This window comes from Dermacoccus sp. MPR-E5, from assembly GCF_058809565.1.
The window spans coordinates 59,722-79,305 of the sequence record NZ_JBXASS010000008.1; the positions used below are offsets into that span (position 1 = coordinate 59,722).

At 68.4% G+C, this 19,584-nt stretch carries 18 protein-coding genes and 3 tRNA genes; 15 read left to right on the top strand and 6 right to left on the bottom strand.

From position 1 onward, the window contains the following. The first annotated feature begins 1 nt into the window (after nt 1). From AC1RS9_RS07805 to rpmG, 4 genes are all read left to right on the top strand, one after another. A complete protein-coding gene (locus AC1RS9_RS07805; protein WP_216343080.1) occupies nt 2-862 on the top strand; it encodes a MaoC/PaaZ C-terminal domain-containing protein in 861 nt (286 codons plus the stop codon). A 251-nt stretch (nt 863-1,113) separates the two neighbouring features. After that, nucleotides 1,114-1,186: transfer RNA gene (locus AC1RS9_RS07810), tRNA-Thr, on the top strand. A 32-nt stretch (nt 1,187-1,218) separates the two neighbouring features. Further along, nucleotides 1,219-1,295 (top strand) — tRNA-Met (locus AC1RS9_RS07815). Between the two features lie 61 nt (nt 1,296-1,356). Next, complete coding sequence (rpmG, locus tag AC1RS9_RS07820; protein WP_006946127.1) at nt 1,357-1,527, top strand: 50S ribosomal protein L33; 171 nt, start codon at nt 1,357-1,359, stop codon at nt 1,525-1,527. Between the two features lie 121 nt (nt 1,528-1,648). Here the strand turns inward: rpmG and AC1RS9_RS07825 are convergent, their stop codons facing one another. Continuing rightward, a complete protein-coding gene (locus AC1RS9_RS07825; protein ID WP_144693609.1) occupies nt 1,649-2,518 on the bottom strand; it encodes a DDE-type integrase/transposase/recombinase in 870 nt (289 codons plus the stop codon). Between the two features lie 146 nt (nt 2,519-2,664). Further along, nucleotides 2,665-3,084: a hypothetical protein gene (locus AC1RS9_RS07830; RefSeq protein ID WP_186318480.1), complete on the bottom strand. Its 420-nt coding sequence runs from the start codon at nt 3,082-3,084 to the stop codon at nt 2,665-2,667. A gap of 199 nt (nt 3,085-3,283) precedes the next feature. Here AC1RS9_RS07830 and AC1RS9_RS07835 point away from each other — a divergent pair, with 199 nt between their 5' ends. Genes AC1RS9_RS07835 through AC1RS9_RS07845 form a run of 3 tightly spaced genes read left to right on the top strand, consistent with a single transcriptional unit; the run spans nt 3,284 to nt 5,294 of the window. Then, entirely contained in the window at nt 3,284-3,739 is a 456-nt protein-coding gene (locus tag AC1RS9_RS07835) for an FAS1-like dehydratase domain-containing protein (RefSeq protein ID WP_074040615.1), read from the top strand. Next, nucleotides 3,736-4,170, top strand: coding sequence for a MaoC/PaaZ C-terminal domain-containing protein (locus AC1RS9_RS07840; RefSeq protein WP_006946241.1), 435 nt, complete (start codon nt 3,736-3,738; stop codon nt 4,168-4,170). Before AC1RS9_RS07835 ends, AC1RS9_RS07840 begins: the two co-directional genes overlap by 4 nt. An 11-nt stretch (nt 4,171-4,181) precedes the next feature. Next, nucleotides 4,182-5,294 (top strand): UDP-N-acetylmuramate dehydrogenase, encoded by a 1,113-nt coding sequence (locus AC1RS9_RS07845; RefSeq protein ID WP_006946263.1) that lies wholly within the window; start codon nt 4,182-4,184, stop codon nt 5,292-5,294. Nucleotides 5,295-5,371: 77 nt separating this feature from the next. Here the strand turns inward: AC1RS9_RS07845 and AC1RS9_RS07850 are convergent, their stop codons facing one another. Continuing rightward, a complete protein-coding gene (locus tag AC1RS9_RS07850; protein ID WP_006946103.1) occupies nt 5,372-6,424 on the bottom strand; it encodes an adenosine deaminase in 1,053 nt (350 codons plus the stop codon). 145 nt (nt 6,425-6,569) lie between these two features. Between AC1RS9_RS07850 and AC1RS9_RS07855 the strand changes: the two genes are divergently transcribed. The 5 genes from AC1RS9_RS07855 to rplA all read left to right on the top strand — a co-directional run bounded on the left by AC1RS9_RS07855 (nt 6,570) and on the right by rplA (nt 9,621). Further along, nucleotides 6,570-6,642, top strand: a tRNA-Trp gene (locus tag AC1RS9_RS07855). Between the two features lie 30 nt (nt 6,643-6,672). Then, the gene (gene secE, locus AC1RS9_RS07860; protein WP_006946054.1) at nt 6,673-6,924 is read left to right on the top strand and encodes a preprotein translocase subunit SecE; all 252 of its coding nucleotides are present in this window, start codon (nt 6,673-6,675) and stop codon (nt 6,922-6,924) included. Between the two features lie 112 nt (nt 6,925-7,036). Further along, nucleotides 7,037-7,870 carry a transcription termination/antitermination protein NusG gene (gene nusG, locus AC1RS9_RS07865; RefSeq protein ID WP_006946230.1) on the top strand — a complete coding sequence of 278 codons (834 nt, stop codon included), beginning with the start codon at nt 7,037-7,039 and terminating at the stop codon, nt 7,868-7,870. Between the two features lie 126 nt (nt 7,871-7,996). Then, nucleotides 7,997-8,425: a 50S ribosomal protein L11 gene (gene rplK, locus AC1RS9_RS07870; RefSeq protein ID WP_006946271.1), complete on the top strand. Its 429-nt coding sequence runs from the start codon at nt 7,997-7,999 to the stop codon at nt 8,423-8,425. Nucleotides 8,426-8,901: 476 nt separating this feature from the next. After that, on the top strand, nt 8,902-9,621 hold the full coding sequence (gene rplA, locus AC1RS9_RS07875; RefSeq protein ID WP_038567056.1) for a 50S ribosomal protein L1: 720 nt from the start codon (nt 8,902-8,904) through the stop codon (nt 9,619-9,621). 130 nt (nt 9,622-9,751) lie between these two features. On the opposite strand, the gene AC1RS9_RS07880 is transcribed toward rplA, so the two are convergent. From AC1RS9_RS07880 to AC1RS9_RS07890, 3 genes are all read right to left on the bottom strand, one after another. After that, a complete protein-coding gene (locus AC1RS9_RS07880; protein WP_074040617.1) occupies nt 9,752-12,154 on the bottom strand; it encodes a DUF8508 domain-containing protein in 2,403 nt (800 codons plus the stop codon). 223 nt (nt 12,155-12,377) lie between these two features. Beyond that, on the bottom strand, nt 12,378-12,893 hold the full coding sequence (locus AC1RS9_RS07885; protein ID WP_074040618.1) for a hypothetical protein: 516 nt from the start codon (nt 12,891-12,893) through the stop codon (nt 12,378-12,380). Nucleotides 12,894-13,311: 418 nt separating this feature from the next. Beyond that, the gene (locus AC1RS9_RS07890) at nt 13,312-14,079 is read right to left on the bottom strand and encodes a DUF6318 family protein (protein ID WP_143181257.1); all 768 of its coding nucleotides are present in this window, start codon (nt 14,077-14,079) and stop codon (nt 13,312-13,314) included. A 397-nt stretch (nt 14,080-14,476) separates the two neighbouring features. Here AC1RS9_RS07890 and rplJ point away from each other — a divergent pair, with 397 nt between their 5' ends. The 3 genes from rplJ (at nt 14,477) to AC1RS9_RS07905 (ending at nt 19,228) form a co-directional block, all read left to right on the top strand. Continuing rightward, nucleotides 14,477-15,067, top strand: coding sequence for a 50S ribosomal protein L10 (gene rplJ, locus AC1RS9_RS07895; protein ID WP_040014839.1), 591 nt, complete (start codon nt 14,477-14,479; stop codon nt 15,065-15,067). A gap of 105 nt (nt 15,068-15,172) precedes the next feature. Further along, nucleotides 15,173-15,559: a 50S ribosomal protein L7/L12 gene (rplL, locus tag AC1RS9_RS07900; protein ID WP_006946083.1), complete on the top strand. Its 387-nt coding sequence runs from the start codon at nt 15,173-15,175 to the stop codon at nt 15,557-15,559. 198 nt (nt 15,560-15,757) lie between these two features. After that, nucleotides 15,758-19,228, top strand: coding sequence for an ATP-binding cassette domain-containing protein (locus AC1RS9_RS07905; RefSeq protein WP_038567071.1), 3,471 nt, complete (start codon nt 15,758-15,760; stop codon nt 19,226-19,228). Nucleotides 19,229-19,584 lie beyond the last annotated feature (356 nt).

Below are 19,584 nucleotides of genomic sequence, written 5' to 3' on the forward strand. Positions count from 1 at the left end.
CGTGACGCGCACGATCGAGCTGAGGGGCGAGCCGAAGCTCGGCCCCATGTTCGCGAAAGCCGTCGTCGCCGGGTCGAAGCGCAAGGGGCGGACGCTGCCCGACCTCGAGGTCGTGCGACGCGACGTGACGCCGAGCGTCGCGGACGTCGCCGACTACGACGCGGTCTGCGGGTTCGCGTTGAGCAACCGGGTGCCGAGCACGTACCTGCACGTGCTCGTCTTCCCGCTGCAGGTCGCGCTCATGTCGGATCCGGGCTTCCCGTTCGCCCTCATGGGTTCGGTGCACCTCGAGAACACGATCCGTCAGCACCGTCCGGTGCTGTTGGGCGAGACGCTGGAGCTGCGCGCGCGGGTCGAGAACCTGCGCCCGCACTTCCGTGGTGCGCAGGCCGACCTCGTCGGTGAGGCGTACGTCGACGGCGAACTCGTGTGGGAGGACCGCTCGTCGTACCTCTTTCGCGGCGCGAAGGTCGACGGAGAGGTGCCGCCGAAGGTCGACGAGCCGGACGCCATCGACGGTTTCGGTGCAACGTGGCGCCTCGCCGGCGACCTCGGACGCCGATACGCGAAGGTGTCGGGCGACGTCAACCCGATCCACATGAACCCGCTCGCCGCGAAGGCGCTCGGCTTCCCGACGACGATCGTGCACGGCATGTGGAGCAAGGCCCGCATGCTCGGCGCGCTCGAGAACCGGTTGCCCGACGCCTACGAGGTGAACGTTGCGTTCAAGAAGCCGGTGCTCATCCCGTCGACGGCGCGTTTCATCGCGCAGTCCGCGGGCAGGCCGGGGTCGTTCGACCTCGCGCTGCGCAACGCCAAGAAGGGCACGGAGCACGCTCGGGGCACGATCCGTCCGCTGTGAGGCACACCCCCTGAGACGCGGGATCCCGACGGTATGACGTGCCGTCGGGATCCCGCGTCTCGTGCGTGGCACGTCTCGGCGCCGGGACGGTGGCGACGACCCGACCCCGACTTCGTGGGGCGATCCGCGGCGGCACCGCGTCCGGCGCCGTGGTCTCGTCGATTTCGTGTTCGTTCGGGCGCCGTGTAAGGTGTTCCTCGCGCCTGAAACGCGCTGAGCAGCTGAAACAGCCTCGGCGGTAGTGGCGTGAGGCCCCTATAGCTCAGTCGGCAGAGCGTCTCCATGGTAAGGAGAAGGTCAACGGTTCGATTCCGTTTGGGGGCTCGCGTGAGCGCCGGAGACGGCGACCATGGCATGGCGGGGTAGCTCAGCTGGTTAGAGCGCACGACTCATAATCGTGAGGTCGCGGGATCGAGTCCCGCTCCCGCTACCAAGTTTTTCCGGACAGTCTGTCTCACGACAGTTTTCGACTTTTTTGAGAGTAGGTGTAGGACATGGCCTCGAAGAGCGCTGACGTTCGCCCGAAGATCACGATGGCTTGCACCGAGTGCAAGGAGCGCAACTACGTCACCAAGAAGAACCGTCGGAACAACCCCGACCGTCTCGAGCTGGCGAAGTACTGCAAGCGCTGCACGAAGCACACGGCTCACCGCGAGACCCGCTGATCTCGTCTGAACCACACGTCACGGCCGTCACCCCTCGAGGGTGACAGCCGTTTCGCAACCCCGCCCCATCTGCGATTCCCGCCCCATCGGCGAATCCCGGTGGATGTCAACCTGTGGTGAGTCACTCAGGGCCGGGATGGTTGATTCCGGCCCACGCTTTCGGGGCGGGCACTGGCGCGCGGTGGCCGCGGAAACGTTCGGGGTGACGCGCCTGGTAGTAGGCGAGGCTGACTTGGCGGCGCGCGTGCAGAATCTTCCACGACCCGTCGTGCACCTGCGCGGGCGTGTACAGCGCGATCCCACTGTGGTGGTGGGCATGGTTGTACCAGTGCACGTGCTGCGCGACGTACGTGCTCGCCTCCACCAGCGACGCGAACACGCCCGGATACGACGCCCGATTCTTCAGGGTGCGGAACTCGGACTCGATGTACGGGTTGTCGTTCGACACCCGCGGACGCGAGTGCGACACCTCGATGCCATGTGCCGTGAGGAACTCGTTCAGCAGGTTCGAACGCATCACCGCGCCGTTGTCGGCGTGCACGACCTGCGGCACGCACCCACCCTCCGCCGCGATCGCGGCCATGAACAACGCCATCGCATCAGCAGTGCTCTCACGCTGGTGCACACTCGCGACGATCACCTTGCGGCTGAAGATGTCGATGATCGCGTACGCCTTGAACGCCACACCCCGAAACGCGGTGGGCAGGTCGGTGATGTCCCACGCCCACACCTGGTTCGCGCCAGTCGCCAACACCTGCGGTTTCACCCGCGCCACCGCCCGCTCACCCGCCGCGCCCGACTGCTCGACTGTGGCCTGCTCGACTGTGGCCTGCTCGCGGCGCACGCGCGCGGCGATACGCCACCACGAACGCAGACTCGCTTCCATGAAGCCCTCGTCCCACGCCTTCGCGAACGCGCCCGCGACACCCAAACCGCCCGTGCGCCCCGCACTGATGAAACCCGCGACCCGCGCGCACACCGACGCGCTCAACCTCGCTGGCTGCTCCCGCTCACGCTGCGGCACAGGCGATACCGCCGCAGCAACGTCACGGCCATGGTGGTGGCGGGCGTGCCACGTGCCACGCGAGACACCAGCGACCTGCAGCGCACGGCGCTGACTGAACCCCGCCAGCGCGCTCAGGTCTCGGATGAGGTCGTTCTCGGCTGCGATGAACGCTCGGGTGGCGTCGTCGGGGGCGTATCGGGCTCGTGCGCGTGCCAGTGTTGCAAGAGCCCGATAGCTTTTCCCAGCGACTCGTTCGCCTGACGTAGCCCGTCAGCCTCGGTCCGTAGCCGCGCGACTTCCGTGGCGTGGCGGCGTTCTTGCGCGGCGAGTTGTTCTTCCAGCCGGCGCATCTGATCAGAGCGAATATGGTCCATCGAGCCACCCTGACGCGGCGTGAGGCCACGGTCAAGATCACCACGGACATACTCACTACGCCAGCGACGTAACTGACTCGCCGTGAACGGCTGCTGCGCCAACCACGCCGTTTTCTGCCCGAACGCCAACCCCAGATACGTCACTACCGCATCCCGCTTTTCCTCGACCGTGAACACCACGCCTCCTCAACACAAGTGACTCACGACCAGGCTGGCACTTAGGGTCCTGTCCACCTTCGCGATTTTCGTCCCCATCTGCGATTTTCGGTCACATGCGTCTGACGTCCGTCGTGCTGCCGTCTTCGAACCTATGCGCGCCTCGACCTCGCGCCTCTCCGACTTCCGAGTAACGCCGAGGCACCTCTAGCGTCGAGACATGCCAGTGAACCCGGCGGTCGAGGGCCGCACCTACCGCATGCCGCAGGCGCACGTCGTCACGCGCGATGAGATCGTGACGTTCGCCCGCGCCGTCCGCACGAGCGACGACCGTTGCCTCGACGTCGACGCCGCCCGCGCCGCGGGCCACACGGACATCGTCGCGCCGACGACGTTCGCCGTCACGCTCGCCCAGCAGGCGGAGGCGCTCTTCATGCGCGATGAGGAGGCCGGCGTCGACTTCTCGCGCCTCGTCCATGGTGAGGAGACGTTCACGCATCACGCGCCGATCGTCGCGGGAGAGGCGCTCATCGCCGAGACGACCGTCGCGCGCGTTCGCTCGGCCGGCGGACACGACATGGTCACGCTCGCCACCGCCGTCACGACCGCTGATGGGTCGCATCGAGCTGACACGACGAGCGTCGTCGTCATCAGGGCAGAGGAGGCACACGCATGAGCGAGCACGAACACCGCAGCGTCGACCTCACGTCCGCGAGCGCGGGCGACACGTTGCTCGAGACGAGCGAAACGCTTCGACGCGCCGATCTCGTCGCCTACGCCGACGCCAGCGGCGATCAGAACCCGATCCACCAGGACGAGGCGTTCGCCAAGAGCGTCGGCCTGCCCGACGTCATCGCCCACGGCATGCTGACGATGGGGCTGGTCGCCTCACGCATCGAGGAGCTGGCGCAGGGGCACTTGATCGTCTCCTTCGGCACCCGCTTCGCCGCGCCCGTCGTCGTGCCTGCCGGCGGCGATGCACGCGTCGACATCGTCGTCTCGCTGTTCTCGCGCGACGACGACGCGGGCAGGGTGACGCTGGACGCGGCGGTGTCGGTGGCAGGCACTAAGGTCTTGAGTCGAACGAGAGCAGTCATCCAACTCTGATCGAGGTCTTCATGCAGGAGCAGTTCGACGTCCCGCTCGCGAGCCTGACGACGATGCATGTCGGTGGCCCTGCTCGACGTCTCGTGGTCGCGGAGACGATCGACGAGATCGTCGACGTCGTGCGCGAGGTCGATGACGCCGAGGAGCCGCTGCTCGTGCTCTCGGGCGGTTCGAACCTGCTCATCGCGGACGAGGGTTTTCCCGGCACGGTCGTCAAGATCGCGAACGACACCCTCGAGGTCGAGCACGACTCCGACTGCGGGGGCGTGACGGTTCGTGTCAGTGCCGGCATGGTGTGGGACGAGTTCGTCGCGTACGCTTGCAGCCACGACTGGTCCGGCATCGAGGCGTTGTCGGGTATCCCGGGGCTCGTCGGCGCGACGCCCGTGCAGAACGTCGGCGCGTACGGCCAGGAGGTCGCGCAGACCGTCGCGAGCGTACGGACGTACGACCGTGTCACCCAGCAGATCAAGACGTTCGCCAACGCCGACTGCGACTTCACCTACCGTCACAGCATCTTCAAGAACACCCCCTTCCGTGACGGCGACGCGAGCGGTCGCTACGTCGTGCTCGACGTGTCGTTCCAGCTGCGCAAGGCCGATCGCAGCCAGCCCATCGCGTACGCGGATCTCGCCGCGGGGCTCGGCGTCGAGCAGGGCGATCGCGTTCCGCTCGCCGACGCCCGCGAGGCCGTCCTCGCCCAGCGTTCCAAGCGCGGGATGGTCGTCGTCGAGGCCGATCATGACACCTGGTCGTGCGGTTCGTTCTTCACCAACCCGATCGTCTCCGAACGCGTCATGGCGCGCATCCGCGAGCGAGCGGCCGAGCGCCTCGGCGCCGACGGACCCACACCGCCCGAGTTCCCCGCCGGCGCGGCGCACCCGGGGTTGCTCAAGACGTCGGCGGCCTGGCTCATCGACAAGGCCGGCTTCGGCAAGGGGTACAACATGCCCGGCCCGGCGGCGTTGTCGACCAAGCACACGCTCGCTCTGACGAACCGTGGCGATGCCAGCGCATCGGACGTCGTGGCCCTCGCCACCGAGATCGTCGACGGCGTCGAGGCCGCGTTCGGCGTGCGTCTCGTGCCCGAGCCCGTGTGGGTCGGGCTCGAACCGATCGCCTGACCCGCTCCGCCCACCTCCGGCGTCCGCGCACTCGATGCTCGAGCGCGACGCAGCAATCTGGGAGGCCGGCTGAGCGCTCAAGCAGGCGGTGCGGCGAGCCAGGCGTCGATGTCGGCGTCCGCGGCCGCGACGACGTCCGCCGGCGCGTTCGAGATCGTGAAACTGTCGCGCGCGAGCTGGGCGAGTTCGGCGTCGCTGAATCCGTGGACGTCGCGCGCGGTGCGGTACTGATCCGTGAGGCGTGAGCCGAACAGCAGCGGGTCGTCGGCGCCGAGCGCCATCCGCGCGCCTGCGTCGAACAAGGGACGCAGGGGCACCTCCGGGGCGCTCTCGTACACGCCGAGTGCCACATTGCTGCCGGGGCACACCTCGAGCCCGACGCCGGCATCGACGACGCGCGCCAACACCTCAGGCGATTCCGCGGAACGCACCCCGTGCCCGAGCCGCGTGGGGTGCAGCGCGTCGAGCGTCTCGCTCACGGCGTCGGCGCCTAGCAGTTCGCCCCCGTGGGGCAGTGAGGCGAGGCCCGCGTTGCGCGCGATGCGGAACGCCGGCGCGAACGCGGAGGTGTCGCCGCGGCGTTCGTCGTTGCTCAATCCGAAGCCGACGACACCGCCGGCGTTCTTCGCCGCGAGCCGGGCCAACGTCCGCGCGTCGAGGGGATGCCGTAGCCGTGACGCCGCGACTACGACGCCCACCCCGATGCCGTGACGCTCACCGGCCCGCGCAGCTTCGTCGAGCACGATCTCCAAGGCGGGTGTGATGCCGCCGACGAACGGTGCGTAGGACGTGGGGTCGACCTGGATCTCCAACCATCGTGAGCCCTCACGCGCATCGCTCGCGGCGGCCTCGTCGACGATGCGGCGCATGTCATCCTCGCTACGCACGCAGGCGCGGGCGGCGTCGTAGAGGCGTTGGAAGCGGAACCAACCCCGCTCGTCGCGGGCCGATGCGAGCTGAGGAGGCCAGCTGCGCCTCAGGCTGTCCGGCAGCCGGACGCCGTGCGTCACGCTCATGTCGAGCAGGGTGTCGAACGCCATCGAGCCGGTGAAGTGCAGGTGCAGGTGCGCCTTCGGCAGGGCGTCGAGGTCTCGCCGGGAGCGGCTGGGGGAGGTGTCGCGACTCGTCACCCGCTCATCCTGTCACCGCCCTCGCGCGACGGCTGCCGCGCATCACGCACGGGGGAGGGCCAGATTTCCGTTCGAGCGTCGTCGTCCCGTACAGTTGGGGGTCGACACGGCACGCAACCGCCGCGTCGCGCGGGTTCGCTCGCGAAGGGCACTAGCTCAATTGGCAGAGCACCGGTCTCCAAAACCGGGGGTTGGGGGTTCAAGTCCCTCGTGCCCTGCACAGCGTATTGATCCGAGAGGGCGGGGCCGTGGCAGATTCCGATGTCGTGACGGGGGCTTCCGTCGCGGGTGAATCTGAGCGCCGCGGTTTCTTCGGCCGCATCCTGTTGTTCATCCGGCAGGTCATCGGCGAGATGCGCAAGGTCGTTTATCCGACGCGTGACGAGTTGACGACGTACACGATCGCGGTCCTGGTCTTCCTCGCCGTCATCATGGCGTACGTCAACGGTCTAGACTGGCTGTTCACGCGTGCGGTCTCCTGGGTCTTCGGTTCGAACTGAGTCCCGGGCCATCTCGAAGATTCGCCGCCTGAGCGCCCCCGCGGGGGCCGCGCGGGCGGCGTTCGTGTGAGAGCACGCGACGTACGTCCCCACATGTGAAGGAAGCAGGTCGATGACCGAGCAGAACCCCGAGCAGCTTTCGCCGGCTGCGGCGGAAGAGGCCGAATTCGCGGCGGGCGCTGTGCGCACGCCTGACGCTGACCTGGCGCCCGAGCAGGGCGAAGTCGGCGAACTGCCGAGCGCCGCCGAGGCCCACGCCGACGACGCCGAGCGCGAGGTGGAGCAGGAGGCCGTCGTCGACGCCGAGGTCGCCCCGGCCGAGCAGGCTGACGCGGTCGACCCTCGCGAGGCGTTCATCGCGGAGCTCAAGTCGCAGTTCGGTGACTGGTACGTCATCCACTCCTACGCGGGCTACGAGAAGCGTGTGAAGACGAACCTCGAGCAGCGCATCACGAGCCTCAACATGGAGGATTACATCTTCCAGATCGAGGTTCCGATGGAGGACTACACCGAGATCAAGAACGGGCAGAAGAAGTCGGGTACGCGCGTGCGCATCCCGGGTTACGTGCTCGTGCGCATGGATCTGACGGACGAGTCGTGGGGCGCAGTGCGTCACACCCCGGGTGTCACGGGCTTCGTCGGCAACGCGCACCAGCCGTACCCGTTGTCGATCGACGAGGTCGTCACGATGCTGAACCCGACGTTCGAGGAGCCGGAGGCTTCGGCTGAGGGTGCGGCCGCGTCGAGTGGCTCCGCGTCGTCGGCGTCCGCGGATGTCGACTTCACCGTCGGCGAGTCCGTCACCGTCATGGAAGGCCCGTTCGAGACGTTGCCCGCGACGATCTCCGAGATCAACGCGGACACGCAGAAGATCAAGGTGCTCGTGTCGATCTTCGGTCGCGAGACGCCGGTCGAACTGGGCTTCAACCAGGTCGCGAAGATCTGATCCTTCGACCTGCCGCGCGTTTCGTCGCGGCGGTCGTCATCAACCTCTCATCGCCTGTCCGGGTGGTGAGGATGCAACCGGGTCATCGCCCACGGCGTCGGCCCATGACAGGAAAGAGGTGGCTTCATGCCTCCGAAGAAGAAGGTTTCCGGTTTCATCAAGCTGCAGATCCAGGCCGGTGCGGCGACGCCGGCTCCGCCGGTCGGTCCGGCGCTGGGTCAGCACGGTGTGAACATCATGGAGTTCGTCAAGGCGTACAACGCTGCGACGGAGTCCCAGCGCGGCAACGTCATCCCGGTCGAGATCACGGTCTACGAGGACCGTTCGTTCACGTTCATCACGAAGACGCCGCCGGCTGCTGAGCTCATCAAGAAGGCTGCGGGCGTCCAGAAGGGTTCCGGCGAGCCGCACAAGACGAAGGTCGCGCACCTGTCGGCGGATCAGGTTCGTGAGATCGCGCAGCAGAAGATGCAGGACCTCAACGCGAACGATCTCGACATGGCGTCGCGGATCATTGCGGGTACGGCGCGTTCGATGGGGATTACCACCGACTGAAAGTGCACCGCCGGTACGGGCAGTGATGTTCGTACTGCCGTGACGTTCCGGCCGGGGTGCGTTCAGTCGAGGAAAAGTGTCTAAGAGTGCACCGCCGGTACGGGCAGTGATGTTCGTACTGCCGTGACGTTCCGGCCGGGGTGCGTTCAGTCGAGAAGAAGTGTCTGAGAGTGCACCTTCGGTACGGGCAGTGATGTTCGTACTGCCGTGACGTTGCGGCGGGGATCGATCAGTCGAGAAGAAATTGTCTGACGGTTCTGCCGGTTCGACGCAAGCCCCTGGCCCTCACCTGGGTCAGGGGCTTCGTGCGTCCGTCGCCGATTTCACCCCACCCCCGCACGTCACGTAGAATCATCCGGTTGCCCGTGTGGCATCGCGGCGTCAGGATCGACCTGGTGTCGGGGGCGCGGAGCCCGAAAGTGGTTGGGCCGGCGCTGGCTCGTAGAACCACGATCTCCCTGTTGAAGGAGTTTGAGATGAAGCGCAGCAAGACGTACCGCGCGGCGGAAGAGAAGATCGAAGAAGGCAAGCTGTACTCGCCGCTCGAGGCTGTTCGCCTCGCGAAGGAGACGGCCGGCACGAAGTTCGATTCGACGGTCGAGGTTGCGATGCGCCTCGGTGTCGACCCGCGCAAGGCGGACCAGATGGTTCGTGGCACGGTGAACCTGCCGAACGGCACGGGTAAGACGGCTCGCGTCCTCGTGTTCGCGAACGGTGACAAGGCTGCGGCGGCTGAGGCTGCCGGCGCCGACTTCGTTGGTTCGGATGACCTGATCGCCAGGGTTCAGGGTGGCTGGACGGACTTCGACGCCGTCGTCGCGACGCCGGACCTCATGGGCAAGGTCGGTCGCCTGGGTAAGGTGCTCGGTCCGCGTGGTCTCATGCCGAACCCGAAGACGGGAACGGTGACGATGGACGTCGCGAAGGCCGTCGGAGACATCAAGGGCGGAAAGATCGAGTTCCGTGTCGACAAGCACGCGAACCTGCACTTCATCATCGGCAAGTCCTCGTTCGACGAGAAGGCTCTTGTCGAAAACTATGCGGCTGCGCTCGATGAGATCCTGCGGCTGAAGCCGTCGGCGTCGAAGGGTCGTTACATCACGAAGGCCACGATGGCCACGACGATGGGCCCTGGCATCCTGATCGACCAGTCGCGCACGCGCAACCTCATGGAGGACGGCGCCGAGCAGGCCTGATCGGCTTCTCGCTCGATCGCTCTACGTGAGCGGTCGACGCTTCTCGACGGGCGAGGCCCGCATCCCGATTCGTTCGGGGTGCGGGCCTCGCCTGTTGTGCCGTCCAGATCACGTGGCCGGCCGCATGACCTCAGAACGGGGTGACGGTCATGCGGACGATCTGCGGGTCGTGGTCGGAGTCCTGGTCGGGGAACTCGCTGTTGGTGTGGACGATGTCGTAGTTGAACGGCGGCTTCCCGAGGCCGAGCCAGGGCTGGGCGAGCTTGGGGCTGAGCAGGATGTGGTCGAGGATCTGGCTGTTGCCCTCGTACACGTACGAGTACCGCTCGCTGGCGGGCAGGGTGCGCGGCAGGTCCGTCATCGCTGTCTTGCCGTTTCCGGCGAGGATGTCGGTGGTCCGGCTGAACTCGAAGTCGTTGAGGTCACCGAGCGTCACGATGCGAGCGTTGGGGTCGGCGGCGAGCAGCTTGTCGATGAATCCGCGCACGACGGTGGCCTGCGCGTGGCGCTGCGTCTCGGACGAGCGCACGGGCTGCTGCCAGCGGCCGAAGAGCGGGTCGTCGCCGCCCTTGCTGTTGAAGTGGTTGGCGATGACGTACACCTTCGTCCCGCGGAACTTGAACTCGCCGACGAGCGGCTTGCGCGAGTCGGTGAAGGCGGTGTTCGTCGGGTCGATGCGGCCGGGCGAGACGGTGAGGTCGGTGAACAGGCCACGCCCGGTGACGCCGGTGGCCGTCGTCGCGCCGGGGGTTCCCTTGTCGACGAACGACGTGCCGCGGTCGGTGCGGTAGAGGAACACCTGGCGGATGTTGCCTCCGGGCTGGCCTCCGTCCTTGCCGTTCTCGGGGTCGACCCAGCGCGCCTGGTACGTCGGGCCGCCGGCGGCCTTGATGGTGTCGACGAGCTTCTTGACGGTCGTGGACGAGTCGACGGTGCCGTCGTTCTGGGCGCCGTTGTTGTCCTGGATCTCTTCGAGCGCGAGGACATCGGGGGAGTGCAGGTTGCCCGTGATCTGGCCGGCGAGGCGGTCGTACTTCGTCTGGGGGTCGCTGGGTGCGAGGTTCTCGACGTTGAATGTCGCGACGGCCATCTCGAACAGGCCCTGGGCCTTCGTCGTCTCGCGCTTCAGGCCGGCGCTGCGGTGCCCCGCGACGTCGGTGACGTGCACGTGCGGCATGGCGAAGGAGTAGTCCATGATGCCGGTGGTGCGGCCGGTGTAGACGTCACCGACGGTGCTGACGGGCAGCGGGTTGGCGGGCTTGGCCTGGTCGTCGAGGATGACGCGCATCGCGTTCGGGTGGTCGTAGCCGGAGTAGAGCACGCCACCGCGCGGCGTGGTCAGCGCGTCGACGTTCTGGCCGGGCACGACCGGGGTCTCGCGGTACTTGGGGTTGGTCGGGCCGACGGCGCGCGCATCGTCGAGGGCGACGCGCATGCCTTCGAGCGACTCGTCGAAGTCGATCGCGTTCTTCGTCGGGTCGAAGGTGGCCGCTGCCGATTCGACGTTCTTCGGGTCGCCCGACTCGACGTTCTGCTGTGGGGCGATGCGGTCCTTGCCGAGGACGGCAGGCGCCGGCAGCGCTTGCCCGGACGCGGTGACGGTGACGACGGGGCTCGTCAGCTGCGTCGTCGTCAGGTTGTCGTTGCCCGAGGCGCCGCCCGGTCGGAATTCGGAGACGGTGGCGTCGACGCTGACGGCGTCACCGACGACGGCGGTGGGCGCGGTCTTGGTGTAGACGAAGACGGCGTCGCTCGTCGCGTCGTCGTCGTCGCTCGGGGCCTGCATCCAGAACCCGGTGGCATTGATGGCGGTGACGACACCGCTGACCTTGCTGACGCGCTCGTCCCTGAGCGGCGAGAGGTGCGAGGAACCCTGGATCTGCTGGATCGTCACCGTCGACGGCTCGTGCGGCGCCTGCGGGGTGCAGGCCGTCGCGCCGGCCGCCGACGACGTCGGCGTCGGGGTGCCGACGGTGAAGTCGACAGCGTTGTCGTCGGTGTCGGTGCACTCGCTCTTGCGGAAGACGGATGTCGAGTTCGTCGTCGCGGGGGCAGGGGAACCCTCCGCGACGCTCGCCCCGCCCCAGCCGACGAGGTCGACGGTGGCGCCGTTCGGGTCGACGACGGCGACGCGGCCCGCGGTGCCCGACATCGCGATCGTGCCCGTCACGTCAGGATTCTCCAGGGCGGGCGCGGACGCGTTCGCGCCGTCGGCTTCCTTGACGAGGAAGTGGTGTCCCGGTGCGACCTGGCCGCTGAGCGGAGTCGTCTGGGCGCTCGTGCCCGACGCGGACCAGTACTGGACGCTCCAGCCGGTGAGGTCGACGGGCGCGCTCGAGGTGTTGTAGAGCTCGACGAAGTCGCTGCGCAGCGGTGCGCCGCTGTTGCCGCCTCCGCCGAACACCTCGCTGATCGTGACGGTGGTCGACGCAGCCTGCGCCGAACCTGCGGTGGACAGCGAGAACGACGTCAGCCCCGCGACGGCTGCGGCGACGGTGACGATGGCGGTGGGGCGCTGGGGAAGCAGTGGCATGAGGGGCTTTCGTTGGTTCAGCAACAGGACGAGCTGACAGTAGGCGGCGGGCCGCGGCGCGCAGGGTGCGTCATCGTGGCCAGTGGGTGAACAGTTGGTGCAGCGACTCTGCTGGGGACTTGTGCACCCACACGGGGAACGTGCGCGCAGTCGCGCATTCGTGGTGCAGCTGGCGGGTGGGTGCGAGCGGTCGGGCGGCGGGTGTGTTCTCTGGGTGCGGTGGTCAGTGGTGGAGGCGTGATTGGAGGGTGGCGATGGTGAGCCGTTGAGGCTGTCCCGTGATCGTCGTGGCGCCGGGGATGGTGCGCCAGGGGCCGTTGTTCTCCTGGTACTGGCCGCTGAGGGTGGTGTCGATGCGGGTGGTGACGGTGCCCTTGGTGGGGTAGGTGTGAGTGACATTGCCGGTGGGGTAGGGCCCGCCCGCGTCGGTGGTGGGGCCGTAGGTGGCGGTGTCGCCGTAGTGGTAGGTGTAGGTGACGTCGGTGGGGCGCAGGGTGATGGTGTGTCCGAGCAGGGTGACGGTGGTCGTCTCACCGGGGGCGAGCCCGTCGGGGCCGTAGGTGGCGTGGAAGTAGGTGGGCAAGCCGGTGAGGGTGGTGTTGCCGGTGGGCTGGATGGCGACGGTGGCCTTCGTGAAGGTCTGAGTCGTCCAGGCCTGGGTGGCTGCTTGCTCGGCGGTGTAGGTGGGCGCGGCCGGAGCTGCTGGCGCTGTGGCGGTTCCTGATGCGGGGGTGGTCATCGTGGGTGCAGGTGGCGCGGGGGTGTAGTTGACGCACGACAGCTTCGGGGTCTGTCCTTCCCCTGTCGCGCACGGAATGTCTGCTAAACGGGTGTTCACAGTCGCATCGACGGTTGCGGTCGTTGTTCCCGTGGTGGCGGCTCGGCCGGTTCCGGTGCCTTCCGGGGCTCCTGGATGTGGGGCGGCTGAGCCAGTGCTTATGTGGGGCAGGGTGCCTGTTCCCGGGCGCGCGTTCTGGGGACGTTGTGGCCCGTCTGGCAGTTGGCCGCGGCCTTCCTTCTTACCCGCCACCACCACGACGGAGACTGTGTCGCCGCCGAGGCACGCTTGCCGGTTTGTCCCCTCGCAGGGATTTCCCGATGCCGCGGCTGGGGCAGAGGCAAGGACGGCTGTGGCCATGAGCAGCGGCGCTGATGTCTTAAGCGCGATCTGCACCGTACATCCCCACTCGCCAGTGCTGGCCGTCCCACATGAGTCGAACGGCGCCCCTAAGCTTGATGGCGCTCAGCTCGGTGCGCTTGCCTCCGCTCTCGACCCGGGTCGCTGGTGTCTCTGCTTGATCGAAGGTAAAGACGGGCTCGTCCAGTGATGAGGTGGGTGCTTCCTGGAGCTTGGTGAGGGTGGTGCGGGATCCCTCGATGTGTACTCCGGTGCGAGCGTTTTCTGCCACCCCAAGAGCCTGCTGGTCGCAGCCAGTGCAAGTCGGCGCGTACAGGTTGGCCAGGACGTTTTCCTTGGGTGCCGCGTCCAGTTGGTCGAGGGTTTCCCAGTAGAACTTCACGAAGGCCTTGGCGCCGTCTTTGGTGTGGGCCTTGGCGGCGTCGGGGATGACGACTGCGGCGGCGCCGGCCTTGGATGTCGTCCCGGGCGCGCTCGACGCGACCGAAGCACTCCGCGAGGTCGCGGGCGCCGACGAGGCGGCGCTGCGCAACGACGTAGAAGGGTCAGTCGAACTGGAACGCGGCGTGTTGCCGGCCGCGATGCGGCTCATGTCGGAGGGGGCGATGGTGCTCGTCGAGGCATCGGCCGTCGAGTCGTCGCCGCACCCACTCGCCGCCGTCGTCACGGCCGCGGCCAGGGCGATCACGGCGACCCCACGTGGCGCGAGATGGCGCCCGGCAAGTCCACGACGCGCGGTCGCGCCATCGTCGGGTAGAGCAGCTGCGGGGGTGGGTGCGTCGGGCATGCTTGGTCCTTCGGTAGGCGGTGAGGCAGCGCCCGGTGCGTCACCGGCCACTCCTCGAGTCTCACCAGCCCGGCGCGTGTCGCACCCGATCGCGACGGTAAGTTTTTCGTCAGGTTTCCGCGGCCTGTGCACCAGTGCCCACCGGCGTCGATCGCACCGATTTGGCCGCCCGCCGCCCGCCCGGTACATTGGGAGAACCAATGACCGCCGGTTGTTGCACTCTGCCTCTGGGTGGATGTGACCGAAGGCCTCACGTCAGTGAGCGTCCGGCGCAGGTGAGCTTCAGTCGATGATCGTGCTGTTCGTCAGCATGTTTTCAGAGCCTCAGCGCGCCTGCGCCGAGGCTCTTTTTTCGTGTCGCCCGAGCGACTGGCACTCACCACCGAAGGAGGCGCGCATGGCTACCGCCGCTAAGGATGCAGCCATTGCCGAGCTTGCGGACAACTTCCGCAACTCGGATGCTGCCGTGCTGACGGAGTACCGCGGTCTCACCGTGGCGCAGATCACCGATCTGCGTAACTCCATTCGTGAGCACGCCACCTACGCCGTGGTGAAGAACACGCTGACCGCCCGTGCGGCTGCCGAAGCCGGCGTGACGGCTTTCGACGGCCAGCTCCAGGGCCCGTCCGCTATCGCCTTCGTCACCGGTGACCCGGTGGAGACGGCGAAGAAGCTGCGTGACTTCGCCAAGGCCAACCCTCTCCTCGTCATCAAGGGCGGCGTCCTTGACGGCAAGGCCATGTCGGCCGAGGAGATCAACAAGCTCGCGGACCTCGAGTCCCGCGAGACCCTGCTCGCCAAGCTGGCCGGGGGCCTCCAGGCCTCGCTCAGCCAGGCTGTCTACCTCTTCGCGGCCCCGCTGTCGCAGGCCGCTCGCACCGTCGACGCCCTGCGTGCGAAGGTCGAGACCGAGGGACCGGCCACCGACGCAGCCCCGGCTGCCGAAGCGGCCACCGCAGACGTCGCCGAGGGTGGCGACGAGGCCTGATCCGGTCCTGACCGGCATCAGCGCAAACCCACCACAACGCCACTCACGGCACGGATCCCACGACCACATCGGTCCGGGTCCGACAGAACAGAAAGGACGCCCATCATGGCGAAGCTCTCCAACGACGAGCTCCTCGAGGCTTTCAAGGAAATGACGCTCATCGAGCTCTCCGAGTTCGTGACGCTCTTCGAAGACACCTTCAACGTCACCGCTGCTGCCCCGGTTGCTGCCGCGGCTGCTCCGGCTGCAGGCGGCGGCGACGCCGGCGCTGCCGAGGAGAAGTCCGAGTTCGACGTCATCCTGGCCTCGGCCGGTGACAAGAAGATCCAGGTCATCAAGGAGGTGCGCGCCCTCACGTCCCTCGGTCTCAAGGAGGCCAAGGACCTCGTCGACGGCGCCCCGAAGCCGGTTCTCGAAGGTGTCGCCAAGGACGCTGCCGACAAGGCCAAGGAAGCCCTCGAAGGCGCCGGCGCCACCGTCGAGGTCAAGTGATCTCTGCCCGGGCACTGCCTGGGCACTGATCGCGAGACATCGCGTCGAAGCGGGTCGCACCATCACGGTGCGGCCCGCTTTCGCATGCCCGCAGACCTGGCGTCGCGCCAGAGGAACCCTGCCGAGGCCGGTGCCGCCGATGACGCGCGCGATATTCGAGTGCGGTTGTCGGTGTTCACCCGTAGCCTGTGACGTGCCATGACGACACCACCCGCGCCGCACGCCTCGCCATCCCGCCAGATCGGATGGCGACGCATCGCCGTCCCCAGTACGTGGGCCGCCGTCATCCTCGCGGCCGTCACAGCGTTGGCGACGACGGCGGCGTCCGTCATCGCGGGTCGGCTGGCCGAGCACACGAGCGCTCGCCTCGTGACCTTGCTGGCCGTCACCGTCCTCGGTGGCGCGCTCGTCGACACCGCGGGGCGCTTCCTGTGGGCGGGCATGGTCGATCGTGCCGCCGGGCAGCTACGTCGCGACCTCGTCGACGCGGTGCTCGCGCAACCGCTCGAGGCCCTGTCGGAGCAGGCGGGCGGTGAGATCCTCGACCGTGTCGACGACGACACCCACGAGATCTCGAACCTGCTGCGTCAGCAGATCTGGATGGTGCTGCGGATGACGCTCGCCATGGTGCCGATGTGGATCGTCGCGGGTATCACGTGGTGGCCGGCCTGGGTGCTCTTCCCCCTCTTCGCGGCGCTGACGTGGGTGCTCATGCGTTCCTTGCTCGCCCCGATCGCGGCGGGCAAGGTGCTCGAGGAGGCCGCCTGGACCGAGCACGCCGCCATCTTCGAGGAGGGCGTCGCGGGCCGCGACGACATCCGCACGAGCCTCGGCCAGCCGTTCGTGGTCGCGCGCCTCGCCAAGCTGTCGGCGCGCGTGCACGAGCGGTTCCTGGCCGTCGTGCGCCTCGAGGTCAAGCTGCTGCTGCGCACCGGCCTGTCGCTGCACCTGCTGCTCGTCCTCGTCGTGCTCGCCGGTGTCGCGCTCGCCTCGCGCACGTCGATGTCGGTCGGTGATCTCGTCACGATGTTCCTCGTCACGAGCACGTTCGTCGGCATGCTGGCCCGGGTCGCCGAGCAGTTCCCGGACATGCAGGCGGGCCTTGGCGCCATCGTGCGCCTGCGCGCCCTCCTGGCCGTTCCGGCCGAACCCGAGGGCGGACGAGCGCTGCCGGAGGGCCCGCTGGATCTCGACGTACGTCACCTCGACTTCAGCTACGGCACCGGCACGTTCGCGCTGCAGGACGTCGACCTGCACGTGCCGGCCGGGTCGACTCTCGCCCTGGTGGGACGCACCGGATCCGGCAAGTCGACGTTGGCCTCCCTCGTCTCGCGCGCCGTGGAGCCGCCGCCCGGTTCGCTCTTCCTCGGCGGCGTCGACGTGCGCGACCTCGACCTGGAGGCGCTGCGCGGGGGCGTCGGTGTTGTCACGCAGCGCACCGAGATCCTCGCCGGCACGCTGGCGGAGAACATCACCGTCTTCGAGCCGCTGCCGCGCGCTCAGATCGAGGACGTCGTCGAGACGCTCGGTCTCGGCCCGTGGGTCTCGACCCTGCCCGACGGCCTCGACACGGTGCTCGGCCCGGGTGGCGTGAGCCTGTCGGCCGGCGAGGAGCAGCTGCTGGCGTTCGCCCGTCTGCTCGCACGCGACGTGCGCGTCATCGTGCTCGACGAGGCGACCGCCCGCATGGATCCGGTGACGGAGGCCCGCGTTGTCGCGGCCTCCGCACGGTTGCTCGAGGGGCGCACCGGGATCCTCATCGCGCATCGTCTCGGCACCATCGAGCGGGCCGACTTCATCGGCGTCATGGAGCGCGGGCGCCTCGTGCAGTTCGGTCGCCGTGACGAACTGCTCGAGACACCCGGTTACTTCCGCGACCTCACCGAAGCCGCCGGTGCGTCCGCCGTCCCCGCCCCGGACCACGAGGCCCCGCACGTCGCGCACGCGCGACGCACGGGCGCGGCGCCCGTCACGCGCGACATCCCCGAGGGATCGTCCCTCGCGCGCGCGATCATCAACGCGCTGAAGGTGCGGCCCGAGTGGGGCGTCGTGGCAATCTTCGCGTTCCTCGCGTTCTCCATCTTCGGTGCCATCGGCAGCGTCACGGGCTGGGCGTGGGGTCACACCGTGCAGGCGCTGGCGGACGGCACCTCGGCATGGGGCTGGGCGGCCGCGGTCTCGGTGTGCGTGATGCTCGGCCCGGTCTCGCTCGCGGTGGCCGTCATCCGTTACCCGCGGTGGTGGATCGAGATCTCCCTGCGGGTGCGCATGCGCGTGCTCATCGGACAGACGGGGCAGCACCGGCTGCCGCGCACGCCTCCCGGCGAGGTCGTCGCGCGCGCGATGGATTCGGATCGCTTCGTCCGCTATGCCGACCGGTGGATCGACTTCACCAACGGTTTCGTCATCGTCGTGCTCACCGCGGTGCTCGGTGGCACCTGGCTCGCGGGTCTCGTCCTGCTCGTCATCATGGTCGGCTCGGCCCTGGCTTCCGCCCTCGGACGGCGCGTGGCGGGCCGCTCCGCCGCGCGGGCGTCGGCGTCCCGCGCCCAGTTCGGTCGCGCCCTCGTCTCCTCGCTCGAAGCGGCGCGCACCATCAAGCTCGCGGGCCGCACCGGGCGCATCCGCGAACATCTCGCGGCCGTCGACCGCACGCGGGTCGAGGCTGCGGTGCGCGAGCACCGGGTCGCCGCGGTGCTCGATGGCGTCCCGACGCTCATGGTGCAGGCAGGCATCGTGGCAGCCTGGGCGGGGGCGCTGTACGGCACCTGGGGCCTTGCGACGGCGCTGCTCGTCGTCAACGCAGCGTCCAACTTCGACTGGTTCGGCCGGGTCGCCGGGTCCGTCGTCACCGAGGCGCCCGGAACGCGGGCCTGGCTCAGGGCGACGAGCGAACTCGCCGGTGGGGCCGATCTCGTCGACCTCCCGGCCGGCCTCGACCTGCCCTCCGGTGCGGCGCCTCAGGTACCCGAGACGCCGCGGGAGCCCCTGCGCGAACTGGCATTGCGCGACCTCGCCGCCCTGCACGACGACGGGACGGTCGGCGTAGAAGGCGTCGACCTCGCCGTCGGGCAGGGCGAGCTCGTGCTGCTCCTGGGAGCCGTGGGCTCCGGCAAGTCGAGCCTGCTGGCCGCACTTGCGGGGCTCGTGCACCACACCGGCTCGCTCACGTGGAACGGACGAGAGGTGAGCGAGCCAGAGCTCTTCCTCCGCCCCGGCCAGGTCGCCTACGTCGCCCAGACGCCCCGAGTGCTCTCCGGCTCCTTCGCCGAGAACGTGCTCCTCGGTCACGAGCGCGAGTTCGACACTTCCGTCGACGCTGCGCGTCTCACCCCCGACATCGACAACGCGGGCGGCCGGGACAGTCTCGTCGGCCACCGCGGGGTGCGACTGTCCGGTGGGCAGGTTCAGCGGCTGGCGCTCGCGCGAGCCCTGTCGACGGAGGCCGAACTGCTCCTGGCCGACGACGTCTCGAGCGCGCTCGACGCGCGCACCGAGCTCGAGCTGTGGGACGCGTTGCGCGCGCGTGGCAGCGCGGTCGTCGGGGCGACGTCGAAGCGTTCGGCTCTCGCCCGGGCCGACCGCGTCGTCGTCCTGGAGGCGGGCAGGGTTGCGGACGCCGGCCCGTGGCGTGAGCTCGAGACGCGCTGGTCGCACCTGGCGGGGTGACGGGCGACCGGCGCGTCGCTGCTTGACTGTGCGCCCGCCCTGCGTCATTCTCGTGGGGTCAAGATGGCGCCGGGGGAGGCGCCGGATATAGCGGTCGATGCGGTCCACCCGGGCTCGTCAGGATGGGCACGCGGTGCGGCAGACTCGGGTTCCGAGCCCGTCGGCTTGCATCGTTCTTCACTGGGTACTATTCTGCTATTTTGCGCTGCCCTGTCTGCGCCTGCCCCCGACACCCGATCCGGATTCCGCGTCGAAACGCGCACCACGAAAGAGCCGCCCGCTCTGCTTGGTCGTGACATCCTGACGCCGGCCGTCCGAGGAGCGTCGAGGGGGAGGGCCGTACGGCAGGTAGCGCG

What these genes read in the sequence shown, in the direction of transcription:
- rpmG (WP_006946127.1), top strand. Translation starts at nt 1,357, where the DNA reads ATGGCCTCGAAGAGCGCTGACGTTCGCCCGAAGATCACGATGGCTTGC.
- AC1RS9_RS07835 (WP_074040615.1), top strand. Translation starts at nt 3,284, where the DNA reads ATGCCAGTGAACCCGGCGGTCGAGGGCCGCACCTACCGCATGCCGCAG.
- AC1RS9_RS07840 (WP_006946241.1), top strand. Translation starts at nt 3,736, where the DNA reads ATGAGCGAGCACGAACACCGCAGCGTCGACCTCACGTCCGCGAGCGCG.
- AC1RS9_RS07845 (WP_006946263.1), top strand. Translation starts at nt 4,182, where the DNA reads ATGCAGGAGCAGTTCGACGTCCCGCTCGCGAGCCTGACGACGATGCAT.
- nusG (WP_006946230.1), top strand. Translation starts at nt 7,037, where the DNA reads ATGACCGAGCAGAACCCCGAGCAGCTTTCGCCGGCTGCGGCGGAAGAG.
- rplK (WP_006946271.1), top strand. Translation starts at nt 7,997, where the DNA reads ATGCCTCCGAAGAAGAAGGTTTCCGGTTTCATCAAGCTGCAGATCCAG.
- rplA (WP_038567056.1), top strand. Translation starts at nt 8,902, where the DNA reads ATGAAGCGCAGCAAGACGTACCGCGCGGCGGAAGAGAAGATCGAAGAA.
- AC1RS9_RS07880 (WP_074040617.1), bottom strand. Translation starts at nt 12,154, where the DNA reads ATGCCACTGCTTCCCCAGCGCCCCACCGCCATCGTCACCGTCGCCGCA.
- AC1RS9_RS07885 (WP_074040618.1), bottom strand. Translation starts at nt 12,893, where the DNA reads ATGACCACCCCCGCATCAGGAACCGCCACAGCGCCAGCAGCTCCGGCC.
- AC1RS9_RS07890 (WP_143181257.1), bottom strand. Translation starts at nt 14,079, where the DNA reads ATGCCCGACGCACCCACCCCCGCAGCTGCTCTACCCGACGATGGCGCG.
- rplJ (WP_040014839.1), top strand. Translation starts at nt 14,477, where the DNA reads ATGGCTACCGCCGCTAAGGATGCAGCCATTGCCGAGCTTGCGGACAAC.
- rplL (WP_006946083.1), top strand. Translation starts at nt 15,173, where the DNA reads ATGGCGAAGCTCTCCAACGACGAGCTCCTCGAGGCTTTCAAGGAAATG.
- AC1RS9_RS07905 (WP_038567071.1), top strand. Translation starts at nt 15,758, where the DNA reads ATGACGACACCACCCGCGCCGCACGCCTCGCCATCCCGCCAGATCGGA.